Raw genomic sequence first — 13,987 nt, 5'->3', positions numbered from 1 at the left:
AACGATGAGCAATCAACAAATTAAAGCGGGCATCATTGGTGGCGCAGGTTATACAGGCGGTGAAATGATCCGCTTATTGATCAACCACCCAAATGTAACGCTTACGTTTGTGCATAGTCGTAGCAATGCGGGCAAACCTTTGCATGCTGTACATGCAGATTTGCTGGGTGAAACGGAACTCCTTTTCGCCGATAGCATTAGCAACGATATAGATGTGCTTTTCTTGTGTTTAGGACACGGGGAATCTAAAAAATGGTTAGAAGCCAATGCCATTGCAGATCATATTAAAGTGATCGATTTGAGCCAAGACTTCCGTTTAGGTGAAACAGTGGGTAACCGCGCTTTTGTATACGGTTTACCTGAAGTGAATAAGGAGGCCATCAAACAAGCCGGCAACATTGCAAACCCGGGCTGCTTTGCTACCGGGATTCAATTAGGACTTTTACCATTAGCTGCGAAAGGATTATTGCAAGAAGTACATACAACCGGCATCACGGGTTCTACCGGCGCCGGCCAAAGCTTACAAGCAACCTCGCATTTTACTTGGAGAGCAAATAATATTTCAACGTACAAAGTGTTGACACACCAGCACCTGAAAGAAATTCGACGAACATTGAGCGCCCTGCAACCCAGTTTCACAGGCGACATCAATTTCGTGCCGGTGCGTGGCGACTTTCCAAGAGGGATCTGGGTTACTTCTTATTTGCAAAGTGACCTGTCACTCGAAGAGGCAGTTGCGCTCTATCAACAATACTACGCAAATCACCCGTTCACGCACGTCAGCGAGAAACAAATCGACCTGAAACAAGTGGTGAACACCAACAAAGTTTTAATCCAGTTGGAAAAAGTGGGCAACAAGTTAATCATTCATTCTATTGAAGATAATTTGTTGAAAGGTGCATCGGGACAAGCCGTACAAAACATGAACCTCATGTTTGGCTTGGACGAGACGGCTGGGTTGAAGTTGAAATCAATTGTATTCTAATAAGGATACAATATTGCCATCATCATTATCAAAAAGCAAGTAAATGAATCTTTTCGACGTATACCCAATCAATGATATCATCATCGATAAAGCACAAGGCTCATTGGTGTGGGACGAAAAAGGACAAGAATATTTGGATATGTACGGCGGTCATGCTGTTATATCTATCGGTCATACGCATCCTCATTACGTAAAACGTTTGACGGATCAATTGAACAAAGTGGGTTTTTATTCTAACTCTGTTAGAATTCCCATTCAGCAAGAATTGGCAGCGAAATTGGGTAAAGTATCTGGTAAGGAAGACTACCAATTGTTTTTATGTAACTCAGGTGCAGAAGCAAACGAGAACGCATTGAAACTCGCTTCTTTTTACAACGGTAAAAAGAAAATCATCGCTTTCAAAAAGTCGTTCCATGGTAGAACATCATTGGCAGTAGCAGCAACGGATAACCCGAAAATTGTTGCGCCGGTGAACGAAACCGATAACGTCGTGTTTTTACCTTGGGAAGACCAAGCAGCATTGGAAGAAGCATTCAAACAATACGAAGTATCATCTGTGATCATTGAAGGTATTCAAGGTGTAGGTGGTATTCAAGTTGCCTCTGAAGCGTTTTTGCAAAAAATCCGCAGCTTGTGCGATGCGCATAATGCAGTATTTATTGCCGATAGTGTACAATGTGGTTACGGTAGAAGCGGTAAGTTCTTCTCGCACGATTGGGCAGGTGTAAATGCCGATATTTACTCAATGGCGAAAGGTATTGGTAACGGCTTCCCAATGGGTGCTATTATCATTGCGCCGCATATCGCTCCACATTATGGCATGTTGGGTACAACCTTTGGTGGTAACCATTTGGCATGTGCAGCAGCATTAGCCGTGTTGGAAGTGATTGAAGAGGAGAATTTGATCAATAACGCGTTAACATTAGGTGATTACATCATGACTGAATTACGCAAGTTGCCAAACATTACGGAAGTAAGAGGTAGGGGCTTGATGATCGGTATTGAATTGCCAGAAGCGTTTGCACACGTTAGAAAGAACCTATTGGCGAAACATAAAATTTTCACCGGTGAAGCTAAGCCAAACGTGATTCGTTTGCTGCCTTCATTGGCGCTTACTAAAGCCGATGCAGATAAGTTCTTAGCTGCATTGAAATCAGAACTCGAAAACTAGTTGTTAGCACGCAGGAATGCGAATGATGGCATTCCTGTTGCTTTTTTCGTAACAACCAATCTGCCAGAACAAATGAAACAATTTCTTTCCGTTGAGGATGTGCCGGGCGTGCCGCGTATGGTGGATATCGCCTTGGACTATAAAGCTAATCCTTTTAAAGATAAAGGCTTAGGAACTAACAAAACACTGGGTATGATTTTCTTAAATCCCAGTTTGCGTACCCGCTTAAGTACCCAAGTTGCTGCCCGTAACCTAGGTATGGAAGTAGTGGTATTTAATATCGATAAAGAAGGTTGGGCTCTTGAAATGAATGATGGGGTAGTGATGAATGGCAGCACAACCGAGCACGTGAAAGAAGCGGCAGCGGTAATGGGCCAGTATTTCGATATGTTAGCTATCCGAACTTTCCCCGGTTTGAAAGATAAAGAAGAAGATTACACCGAGAAGTATATCAACCAGTTCATCAAGTACGCAGGTAAACCTGTGGTAAGCTTGGAAAGCGCTACTCGTCACCCTTTACAAAGCTTAACAGACGCCGTTACGATCCGCGAAACTTGGAAAGAGAAACGTAAGCCGAAGGTGGTATTAACTTGGGCGCCACATGTGAAATCATTGCCACAAGCAGTACCGAACTCTTTCGCAGAGTGGATGAATGCTTGGGATGAAGTGGATTTCGCTATTACGCACCCAGAAGGGTACGAGCTCGATCCAACATTCGCCGGTAATGCACCTGTGTTCTATAACCAAGAAGAAGCTTTGAAAGACGCCGATTACGTTTACGTAAAAAACTGGTCGTCGTACAAAGACTATGGTAAAATCATCAACAGCGACCCTGCTTGGATGATGAGCAACCAACAATTGGCCATCACTAACAATGCAAAAGTTATGCACTGCTTACCTGTACGTAGGAATGTAGTAATTGCTGATGAAGTGTTAGACGGTCCAAACTCTATCGTTATTCAAGAAGCCGGTAACCGCGTATGGGCGGCGCAAGCAGTATTGAGTGAATTATTGCGTAACCAATAATTGATATGACAGGTACTAAAAAACAATCACTATACGTCATTAAAGTAGGCGGCAACGTAATCGATAACGAAGCGTTGTTGCCTGCTTTTTTAAAGGACTTATCCAACATCCAAGGCAATTTCATTCTTATCCATGGGGGTGGGAAGATTGCGACTAGGATTGGTGAAAAATTGGGTATCGAGGCGAAAATGGTAGATGGTAGAAGAATTACCGATGCCCAAACGATCGACCTTGTTACCATGGTATATGCCGGTTTGGTGAATAAGCAAATTGTAGCAAAGCTGCAAGCTATTGGCTGTAATGCAATTGGTCTTTCTGGTGCCGATGGCAACATTATACCCGCAACGAAGCGCCCGGTAAAAACAGTGGATTATGGATTTGTAGGTGACGTGAAACCGGAAGATATCAATGCGCATGCTGTGAAGGCCTTATTGGATGCAGGTATGAACCCTGTATTCTCGCCGCTTACGCACGATGGTCATGGCCAAATGCTGAACACAAATGCTGATACCATTGCCAGCTCATTAGCCATTGCATTGGGCGAATTATACCATGTTCGCTTAATTTATTGCTTCGAGAAGAAAGGAGTATTACGTGATGCGAACGACGATAACACGGTTATTAACCTCATCGATCGACCTATTTACAACCAATTACTAGCCGATAATATTTTATTCGACGGTATCCTGCCAAAATTAGAAAATGCTTTTGCAGCCATTGAAAGTGGTGTAGGAGAAGTGTTAATTGGTCATGCTGATGATGTGTTGCAAAACACAACAGATGCAGTGGCGGGAACCCTAATACGCTAAATTCTATGTGGAACGAACAACTATTCACCAACGCTGTACAACTGTTGCAAACTTTAATTGCAACACCTAGCATTAGCAGGGAAGAACAAGCTACAGCACAACATTTGTCCGATTTCCTAACAAAGCACAACGTTCCACATCATCAACATTTAAACAATGTTTGGGCCATCAATAAACACTTTGATGCGTCGAAACCCACTATACTGCTCAACTCTCACCACGATACGGTTAAACCCAACCCGCAATATACCCGTGATCCTTTCGCGCCGGATATTGTAGAGGGTAAATTGTACGGCCTCGGAAGTAACGATGCCGGTGGTTGCTTGGTGAGCTTACTCGCTACTTTCATTCACTTTTACGAACAAGAAAATCTACGCTATAACATCGTTTTTGCCGGTACAGCAGAAGAAGAGATCAGTGGTAGAAACGGTATTGAAAGCATTTTGGATCAATTACCTGTTATCGATTTCGCCATCGTGGGTGAGCCAACTAAAACTGATTTAGCCGTAGCCGAGAAAGGTTTGATGGTGTTGGATTGTACGGTAACTGGGAAGGCTGGTCATGCTGCCCGTGAAGAAGGTGAAAATGCTTTGTATAAAGCATTGCCTGATATCGAATGGTTCCGTACGTATAAATTCCCGAAGGTTTCTGAAACATTAGGCCCGGTGAAGATGAGTGTAACGGTGATTCAAACGTCGAATAAAGCACATAATGTAGTGCCGGCAGATTGTACATTCGTTGTGGATGTACGGGTGCCCGACCAGTATTCGTTGGAAGAAGTATTGGAGATAATTAAAGAAAACGTGCAATGCGATGTACAACCACGCTCATTGCGCATGCGTTCTTCTTCAATTCCTGTAGAACACCCCTTGGTGCAAGCAGGTATTAGCCTTGGTAAAGAACTCTATGGCTCGCCTACAACAAGTGATCAAGCACTGATCCCGGTAACTTCCGTGAAAATCGGTCCCGGCGATTCTGCCAGGTCGCATACTGCCGACGAGTTCATTTATGTAGACGAAATCAAACAAGGCATCGATACCTATATCAAACTCATTACCATGATCAACTGATCGTTGTAATGATGTACTAATTTTATGATCAAAATATTGATACGCAAATGAAACTTTGGCAAAAAGATAAAACCGCGCTGGCGGCTGTAGAAAAGTTTACAGTGGGTAAAGACCGTGAAATGGATCTTTACCTCGCGCCTTTTGATGTGCTAGGTTCATTAGCCCATACGAAGATGTTGGCTTCCGTAGGATTATTGCCTACAGAAGATTTAGACATGCTTCAAAAAGAATTGAAAAACATTTACCGCGATATCCAAGCCGGCAACTTCACCCTAGAAGATGGCGTAGAAGATGTTCACTCGCAAGTAGAACTATTGCTTACGCAGCGTTTGGGCGAATCGGGTAAAAAAATACATAGCGGCCGTTCTCGTAACGACCAAGTTTTAGTGGACGTGAAACTCTTCCTTCGCCATGAACTAGAAGAAATGGTGAAAGAAGTGAAAACATTGTTCGACTTATTACAAGCCAAAAGCGAGGAATATAAATCCTACTTATTACCTGGTTACACACACTTACAAATCGCTATGCCATCGTCTTTTGGTTTGTGGTTCGGTGCGTATGCTGAAGGTTTGGTAGACGATTTAGAAGTATTGCGTGGTGCTTATAACGTGGTAAACAAGAACCCGCTCGGCTCTGCTGCAGGTTACGGTTCTAGCTTCCCATTAAACCGCACAATGACGACCGAGTTGCTCGGTTTTGAAGCCATGAACTACAACGTGGTGTATGCGCAAATGGGTCGTGGTAAAACTGAAAAAATAGTATCATTTGCATTAGCAGGCATCGCTTCCACACTCGCTAAAATGGCGATGGACGCATGTTTGTTTATGAACCAAAACTTCGGTTTCATCAGCTTCCCAGATGAATTAACCACAGGTTCCAGCATCATGCCACACAAAAAGAATCCTGATGTGTGGGAGTTAATTCGTTCGCACTGCAACAAATTACAAGCCTTGCCGAATGAAATCGCTATGATGATTACAAACCTGCCAAGTGGTTACCACCGCGATTTACAACTGTTGAAAGAAAACTTATTCCCAGCCTTCCAAACCCTGCGCGATTGCTTGCAGATGACCGGCTTAATGTTGAGTAACATCCGCATTAAAGAAGGTATTTTGGAAGACGAGAAATACAAGTATCTTTTCAGTGTAGAAGTAGTTAACAACCTCGTGTTAGCCGGTACCCCGTTCCGCGAAGCATACAAGCAAGTGGGCATGGATATCGAAGCAGGCACTTTCGTTGCAGATACCAACATTCAACATACCCACGAAGGCAGTATCGGTAACCTACAAACCGCGCAAATTGCCGATTTGATGAACAAAGTACTCGCCGATTTCAACTTCGAAAAAGTACACAATGCTGTATCAGCATTGTTGAAATAACATACAAACTTTATAATAAAAAACGCCCGTCTCTACTTGTAGAAACGGGCGTTTTTCGTTCACCTATTCGCTAAAAAAGAGAAGCACCAAAGCGGATGCTTCAGTGCTCTCTGTATGTGTCTCGGATATGGGTACAGATTAAAATGCGACATGCACACCCGCCATGACATTGAATTCGGCCATTGGGTAATAACCATTCTCTGCTGAAATACGCTTGTCGTCGTTGAAATAAGTGTAAGTATAACCATTTGCGACATATTTTTTGTTGAAAATGTTATTCAACATCAATGTCAAACCTAGCTCCTTAAATAATTTCTGTGGCACAAGGTAATTTATCCTGGCATCAGAAACAAAATAAGATGGCAATTGTGCATCTTTATTTGACGTATTATCTAAGAACTGCGCACCTACATATTTCCCAAGAATATCAATATTCAAGTTTTTTACCGGTTTGAAAGTAAGCGTGTAACCCGCTACTACATTAGGCGAGAAGGAAATGTCGGTATTGTCAAAGTTAACGGCTACCGTGTTGTAACTATAGTAAGCATCATCGATATACGCAGTTAAATGTTTGATTTTGTTTTTGCTGAAAGCAGCGTTTGCTGCAACAGTAAAGTAGTTCGTTACATTGGCTGCAGCTTGCAATTCAATACCTGCTCTATAGCTTTTCGGAATATTTACACGTGTGTAAGCACCTACGTCGTTAATTCTACCCGTTAATACCAATTGATCTTTGTAATCCATGTAGTATACATTCGCTTGTAGCACCACTGTTTTAGAACGGAAAGCGTAACCAGCCTCTACGTTTTGCAATTTCTCAGGCTTAGGAGTATTCGTAACGCCGGCTTCGAAATCGTCGCGGTTAGGTTCTTTATTAGCTACTGCAAACGATGCGTATGCACTGTTTTGATCGTTAATGGCGTAATTAAGACCGACTTTCGGGTTGAAGAAATTGTATTTGTTGTTTTGAACGAGCGTTGGATTTTTACGGAAACCATCGATATCGTATTTCACATGCCTGTACTGCACATCAGCAAATGCTTTCAATTTTTCGATTACAGCATATTCACCTTTTGCATAGAAGTTGAGATCCGATTTGAAGGCATCTAAATCATACCATTTGTAGTTGATAGGCATGGGGTATTCTGCCCAAATAACTTTGCCGTAGTGGTTACCGTCGTAACGGTTATAACCGCCGCCTACACTCCAATTAAAGCGGTTATGCGTACCGTTTAACGAAAACACGGTGCCGTAGAAATAGTTATCTAACCACAGTTGGCGAACTAAATCGGTGGCTGTAATGGTAGTGTCGCCAATAACAGGTGGTGTAAGGCCGTAGCTAGCATATTCTTCACCAGCTTTATAGTTTTCGTAATAACCTTTACCACGTGTCATGTGTAAGGCTACGTTGAAATTAAGATGGTCGTTAATAACTTGGTTGAGGAATAATTGGTAGTGTGTTTGTTGATAGTTATCTGTTTCGTTATCGTATGGCTCACCTGGTTTTTCGGTGCCGGAGGAGTTATAACGACGGTTTGTTTCCAACATATCTTTTGTAATACCGTTCCATGCTTGGTAAGTTTTTTCTTTACCAGAGAAGATATTTAAGCGAATAGCCGTGTTTTTAGAGATATAAGCGGCAGAGGTGTAGAACGATTTTAAATCGCTGCTGGCACGATCTACATAGCCGTTTGACGAGATTTTCGATAAGCGGGCATCGAAAGTGAAATGGTCATTAATAAGACCTGTACCTGCTTTCACCGTGTGTTTCCATGTATCGTAAGAACCGTAGCTATTATCGAATTCTGCGTAAGCTTTATCATTGAACGTATTGGTACTTAAGTTCATGGTTGCACCAAATGCACTACCACCGTTAGTAGAAGTACCTACACCTCGTTGTAATTGAATACTGCTAAGGCTAGAAGCGAAATCGGGCATGTTAACGAAGAATACACCTTGACTTTCTGCATCGTTCAAAGGAATACCATTGGCCGTTACGTTGATACGGGTGATATCGGTACCACGAACGCGTATACCTGTATAACCCACACCGTTACCAGCATCGCTGTTGGTAACAACACCAGGCATTTGGTTTAATAGGAGTGGTAAATCTTGCCCGAGGTTCTGTTTCTTAATATCTTCCGCGGATAGCTCCGATTTAGTAAATGGAGCAGTACGCGTAGCTCTTAAGCTAGCGATCTCTACGGGTTTTACGAATAGGCCGGTTTCCTCAAGGCTAATGTTTACATTGGTGGCACCATTCACTGTAATTTGTTGTGAATAAGCCTTAAAACCCAAGTAGCTTACTTGTAACGTATACGCATTACCGTTCGTTACTTTAATAGCAAAGTAGCCATTTTCATTGGTATGGGTGCCGAACACATTTCGGCCGGTAAGCTGTACGGTAACGCCTTCCAGGGGTTGACCGTTTTTCTTGTTGGTCACCTTACCCGATACGAGGGATTGTGCTTGCGCGGTGCTCATTTGGCATAGGAGCGCAACGAATAGAAAAATTCTCATGTATATCCTGTTTTATCACATTAGATAAAAGTTTGCCGTTGATATCAACACGCAAATAGCTGGTGGCTTTTGGCCATCAGTTCAGATCATAAAAACAGGTAAGGAAATGTCGCTTACCTTTCCTAGTCAGCATTACCTGGCCAGGTTCAACGGGTGTGATCTCAGCCTGTTATTTTAAGGCACCCCGAGGTGAAGCCGTGCGTTTGCAAAAAAGTGAAAAAAGTTTGTAGTATTTGCCCGCGATTGGTACGGCTTCCGAGGCAAAGTTAGAACCATTCATGAAATAATGATGAATTTTTTTTGTGGGGAATGAATATTACACTAGTTTCATTGTGCACTGTAACCCAAGGTGCTTTATTGTAACCCTTTTTCTCAAATTGTTCCGAAACCGTCAAATTTTATGCATGGCTTGCTGTGCACTAATTGTTATTCACTTCCCGTATACACCCGGGATCTATGAATATGTATTTGTTAACCTAAAATTGAGTAAAGAATGATCAAAATGCAATTGATCGGGTTCGTAGGCAATAATGCGCTTTCGAACACCTGGAACAAAAGGAATGTATTGAATTTCCAAGTGGCGCATGGCCAGAAATTTAAAGATCAACAGGGAGAAGTGCGTTCCCGCACCACTTGGGTAGATTGCGCCCTATGGGATCGCGAAATCATGGAAAAGCACCTGCTGAAAGGCACCCATGTGTTTGTAGAAGGCACGCCTTATACAGAATCTTACAAAACACTGAATGGTGAGTACCAAGCCGCTTTAAAACTAATTGTGCACCGCGTGGAGTTACTACCATTTAAAAAGGAAGGAACGGAAATTCTCGTGCAACCTAATATGGTAACTACAGCGGAACCAACAGACGAATTACCATTTTAATTGAACAGGTAGCATCTTGCAGCAATAATACAAAGTAGTACAAGCAAACATTCGCGTGAAGGGAAGCTGTACTATATACTGTAAAGCGCTGCGCAAAGGAAAGATGAGTACCGGTTGTACTAGGCTTCCAGTGTTGATGATGTGTGAAGAAAGGACAGGGAGCCTAGTTTTTATCTTATTCCAAGTGATGTTTAGCCTGCATTAAAAAGGCGTATTTAATTATTTGAGCGTTTGAAGTGCAAGTAATGTATTACAAGCAGCCTTTATTCATAAGTAAGAAGGATGAAGTAAACTCAACCCTCTTTTAAATAGGTACATAAATTCCAAGTGTGTACGACATATAGTCGTAACATATATTGCGAGGTTTATGTAATGGTCAACGGGAATACGTTGGTTGAAATTTGTTGACGTACATGGAAATGATGGTTGGATTAGACGATATAAAGTTGGGTGAATATAGAAGTGATACCGAGAAGATGATGCGTCTTTGGGTTTCTTTAACTTATTAGAAATACTACGTTGTATAGTTAATTTGAACTAGCAAAACGATTGATTGGCACATCTATTTCAACATATATTTAATATTTTTATTGCTTTGAAACCCAAGCTAGCAATAACTTACGGCGCTTTCTAGTCTTTAAAAGTAACAATAATTTAAAAAAGATTTGGCTAAGAACTGAAATGCGCATACTTTTGCATCCACATTGCGAGGTAGAGCAGAGGTAGCTCGTCGGGCTCATAACCCGAAGGTCAGTGGTTCGAATCCGCTCCTCGCTACAGAAAAAGATTAAAGCCGAAGTGATTCGGCTTTTTTTATTTGAGCTAATTGGTGCTTGTATTATCAGTAACTTAGAGCCATATTTTTAAGAAGTAGATAGTACAGTATTGTGGTTAAGTCTTATTTTTTAGAATATGTTTAAGGCAGGTTTTGTAAATATTTTCGGGAAACCGAATGCTGGTAAAAGTACATTGCTAAATGCAATCATCGGTGAGAAATTAGCCATCATCTCTCCCAAGGTGCAAACTACGCGCCACCGGATTACCGGTATCGTTACAGAACCCGAGTATCAAATAGTCTTCTCCGATACCCCGGGTATTATCGACCCTAAGTATAAAATGCACGAAAAAATGATGGGCGCTGTGAAATCAGCTTTAGAAGATGCAGATCTCGCCCTCTTGATGTTCGATGCAAAAGATAATCTCGACGAAAACCTCGCTTTGTTCGAATCTCTCCGTTTAAAAGCTCCTTTTATCCTCGTGATTAATAAAGACGATTTATTAATGAAAGAAGACCTGGATGCTTTAGTAGAGAAATGCAAAGCTTGGGGGAAAGCAAAAGCAGTGGTTACCATTGCCGCCATCCAAAAGAAAGGCATCAAGGAATTGATGAAAACGATCGTCGATTTCTTACCTGAAAGTTTACCTTTTTACCCTGAGGATACATTAACCGACCGTAGTACGCGCTTCTTCGTAGCAGAGATGATCCGTGAAAAGATCTTCCACCTGTTCGATGAAGAAATTCCATACCATACTGCCGTAGTGGTTACACAATTCCAGGAAAAAAATACCCTCACGAAAATTACAGCCGAGATCATTGTTACCCGCGAAACGCAGAAAGCAATCATTATCGGTGAAAAAGGGAAGTCGATCCGCGAACTGGGAACGCAAGCCCGTACGGATATCGAGAAGTTCCTAGAACGTAAAGTGTTCTTAGAACTATTCGTGAAAGTGCGCAACAAATGGCGCGACAACGAAAATCACTTGCGTGAATACGGATTATAATAGAAGAATGCAATAACGGTTACTTCCTGTACCCGTTGATTTCTTCCAGGATTGGTTAAATAGAATTAAAAATATCCAGGGATATGGCTGGTTTTACAGTAGCGATAGTAGGTCGCCCAAACGTTGGTAAATCTACATTTTTCAATCGCATGTTAGAGCAACGTAAAGCAATCGTAGACGACGTAAGCGGTGTAACCCGCGATCGCCAATACGGTGTAGCAGATTGGAACGGTAAAACGTTCAACGTCATCGATACAGGTGGTTTCGTTGCGAACAGTGACGATGTGTTTGAAACAGAAATTCGTAAACAAGTGAAAATCGCCATGCAAGAAGCTAATTTGCTCATCTTCATGTGCGATGTAACAACTGGTATCACAGATTTAGACTCCGAAGTGGCAGATTTGCTCCGCCGTTCTTCTAAACCTGTTTTCCTAGTTGTTAATAAAGTTGATAATAACGAGAGAAGACTAGAAGCGACCGAGTTCTACGGTTTAGGCTTCGAACATGTTTTCTTCTTATCTAGCATGACTGGTAGCGGTACCGGTGAATTGCTCGACGACGTGGTAGCTAAAATTACCCCCGAATTCGATGAAGCAGTTGCTAAATCCGACTTACCTAAAATTGCGATCATTGGTCAACCAAACGTAGGTAAATCGTCTTTATTGAATGCCTTGGTAGGTGAGGAGCGTAACATCGTTTCCGACATTGCCGGTACAACAAGAGATACGATTCACACACACTATAACTTATTCCAAAAAGATTTCATCTTGATTGATACGGCGGGTTTACGCCGTAAAACCAAGGTGAACGAAGATTTGGAATTCTACTCTGTTATCCGTGCTATTAAGGCAATGGATGAAGCCGATGTTTGTATGTTGTTATTGGATGCCGAAAAAGGGATCACTGCACAAGATTTGAACATCTACAGCTTAGCCGCGCGTAAGGGTAAAGGCTTGGTGGTAATCGTGAACAAATGGGATTTGATCAAAGAAAAGCAAACCAATACTGCCCGCGATTACACGAAAATCTTGAAAGAAAGATTAGCACCATTTAATGATGTGCCTATCATCTTCATCTCTGTAACAGAGAAACAAAGGATTTTCCAAGCCATCGAATCGGCATTACAGGTATTTGAGAACAGAACCCGCAAAATCCAAACCTCTAAATTAAACGAGGTAATGTTGAAAGCGATTGAGAAGTTCAACCCACCTGTGGTACGTGGTACACCTATCAGGATCAAATATGTTACACAATTGCCAACCCATACACCGGCGTTCGCATTTTTCTGTAACCTACCCGATGATGTGAAGCCACCTTATCGCAATTACCTTGAAAATCAAATCCGTAGTAACTACGATTTCACGGGCGTGCCGATTAAAATCTTCTTTAGGAAGAAATAAGGTTGAGCGTAACGACCTAGAATAGAAAAAATTATTTTGATATAGCAAAAATTGTAATATTTTTGCGTCCGATTTATAAAACCAAACAACAACATGAAAAAATTATTCTTGTTAGCGATCGCTGCTGGTTTCTTTGCAGCTTGTAATTCTTCTACAGCTCCAGCTACTGATTCAACTGCTGTTGCTACTGATTCTGCTGCTACTGTTGCTCCAGCTCCAGTTGCTGATTCTACTGCTACAGTAGTACCTGATTCTGCTGCTGTTACTCCAGCTGCTGATTCAGCTAAACACTAAGAGATCAATAACTTGCAAGAAGTTGAACAAGCCGCTAGGTATTCCTAGTGGCTTTGTTTTTTCCCGCTGAACCTTAATTGTTGCCGTTTAATACCCTATTAGTAGCGTAATTGTTTGATTAATACCTAGGTAAGTAGTATTGGCCTCGTTAGCTATCTTGTTGATACCACTATATATTCCTCATAGCGTCTTTACCTACATCTTCCCATACCGATTGTACATACTTTCATGTATTCCCAAGCGCATGAAGTCGTAATTGCTACGCAAACTCCATTTGATTCCATGTGATTTCTATGTAATTCCACCGTGTCTCCATGCTATTTGATGGCTTTTTCCCCTATTCTTTGTTTATGTCTAGTCCTACAAAAAGTTTACACCCACAAATGAAAAATGATGAAAAGAAGCAAATTATTTGGACTAAAAGGTCTTGGGGGTGGTCAATCGAGTTATGATGATTCATTTAGGCGCATGGTGGTGCGTGACTACGAAACTGGTAATTTAAGTGTATCGCAGCTAGCCGTTAAATACGGCATAAAGAATCATGATGTAAAAAATTGGAAAAAGCGGTTTAGGGGCGATATTGCGGTAATTACCACAATAAATGAAATAGCCATGACACCAGAAGAGCAAAAGGATCAAGCAGCGCTTAAGAAGGAGCTTGCAGCGCTTAA

Annotated in this window: 12 protein-coding genes and 1 tRNA gene; 12 read left to right on the top strand and 1 reads right to left on the bottom strand. The window is 41.8% G+C overall.

Annotation, left to right across the window (positions count from 1 at the left end):
- The first annotated feature begins 4 nt into the window (after positions 1 to 4).
- The 6 genes from argC (at position 5) to argH (ending at position 6,440) form a co-directional block, all read left to right on the top strand.
- Positions 5 to 985 carry an N-acetyl-gamma-glutamyl-phosphate reductase gene (gene argC / locus LX64_RS22135; RefSeq protein WP_111599886.1) on the top strand — a complete coding sequence of 327 codons (981 nt, stop codon included), beginning with the start codon at positions 5 to 7 and terminating at the stop codon, positions 983 to 985.
- A 43-nt stretch (positions 986 to 1,028) separates the two neighbouring features.
- The gene (locus tag LX64_RS22130) at positions 1,029 to 2,156 is read left to right on the top strand and encodes an aspartate aminotransferase family protein (protein WP_111599885.1); all 1,128 of its coding nucleotides are present in this window, start codon (positions 1,029 to 1,031) and stop codon (positions 2,154 to 2,156) included.
- 72 nt (positions 2,157 to 2,228) lie between these two features.
- The gene (locus tag LX64_RS22125; RefSeq protein ID WP_111600001.1) at positions 2,229 to 3,182 is read left to right on the top strand and encodes a Rossmann-fold NAD(P)-binding domain-containing protein; all 954 of its coding nucleotides are present in this window, start codon (positions 2,229 to 2,231) and stop codon (positions 3,180 to 3,182) included.
- A 5-nt stretch (positions 3,183 to 3,187) separates the two neighbouring features.
- Entirely contained in the window at positions 3,188 to 3,991 is an 804-nt protein-coding gene (argB, locus tag LX64_RS22120; protein ID WP_111599884.1) for an acetylglutamate kinase, read from the top strand.
- Positions 3,992 to 3,996: 5 nt separating this feature from the next.
- Positions 3,997 to 5,061: a M20 family metallo-hydrolase gene (locus LX64_RS22115; RefSeq protein ID WP_111599883.1), complete on the top strand. Its 1,065-nt coding sequence runs from the start codon at positions 3,997 to 3,999 to the stop codon at positions 5,059 to 5,061.
- A gap of 47 nt (positions 5,062 to 5,108) precedes the next feature.
- On the top strand, positions 5,109 to 6,440 hold the full coding sequence (gene argH / locus LX64_RS22110) for an argininosuccinate lyase (protein WP_111599882.1): 1,332 nt from the start codon (positions 5,109 to 5,111) through the stop codon (positions 6,438 to 6,440).
- 138 nt (positions 6,441 to 6,578) lie between these two features.
- Here argH and LX64_RS22105 read toward each other — a convergent pair whose 3' ends face one another.
- Positions 6,579 to 8,960, bottom strand: a complete 2,382-nt coding sequence (locus LX64_RS22105) for a TonB-dependent receptor (protein ID WP_111599881.1) — start codon at positions 8,958 to 8,960, stop codon at positions 6,579 to 6,581.
- Positions 8,961 to 9,453: 493 nt separating this feature from the next.
- On the opposite strand from LX64_RS22105, the gene LX64_RS22100 reads away from it, so the two are divergent.
- The 6 genes from LX64_RS22100 to LX64_RS22075 form a co-directional block, all read left to right on the top strand.
- Positions 9,454 to 9,840, top strand: coding sequence for a single-stranded DNA-binding protein (locus tag LX64_RS22100; protein WP_111599880.1), 387 nt, complete (start codon positions 9,454 to 9,456; stop codon positions 9,838 to 9,840).
- A 705-nt stretch (positions 9,841 to 10,545) separates the two neighbouring features.
- Positions 10,546 to 10,617 (top strand) — tRNA-Met (locus LX64_RS22095).
- 135 nt (positions 10,618 to 10,752) lie between these two features.
- Entirely contained in the window at positions 10,753 to 11,622 is an 870-nt protein-coding gene (era, locus tag LX64_RS22090) for a GTPase Era (RefSeq protein ID WP_111599879.1), read from the top strand.
- 83 nt (positions 11,623 to 11,705) lie between these two features.
- Positions 11,706 to 13,022: a ribosome biogenesis GTPase Der gene (gene der, locus LX64_RS22085; protein WP_111599878.1), complete on the top strand. Its 1,317-nt coding sequence runs from the start codon at positions 11,706 to 11,708 to the stop codon at positions 13,020 to 13,022.
- 93 nt (positions 13,023 to 13,115) lie between these two features.
- Positions 13,116 to 13,316 carry a hypothetical protein gene (locus tag LX64_RS26100; protein WP_111599877.1) on the top strand — a complete coding sequence of 67 codons (201 nt, stop codon included), beginning with the start codon at positions 13,116 to 13,118 and terminating at the stop codon, positions 13,314 to 13,316.
- A 393-nt stretch (positions 13,317 to 13,709) separates the two neighbouring features.
- Positions 13,710 to 13,987, top strand: a 278-nt coding sequence (locus tag LX64_RS22075; protein ID WP_158538708.1) for a transposase, incomplete at its 3' end; no start/stop codon positions are given.

Source organism: Chitinophaga skermanii (genome assembly GCF_003259335.1).
In the GTDB taxonomy this organism is placed as follows: Bacteria; Bacteroidota; Bacteroidia; order Chitinophagales; family Chitinophagaceae; genus Chitinophaga; species Chitinophaga skermanii.
The sequence above is the reverse complement of the archived record's forward strand: the minus strand, read 5'-3'. Positions and strand labels throughout refer to the sequence as shown.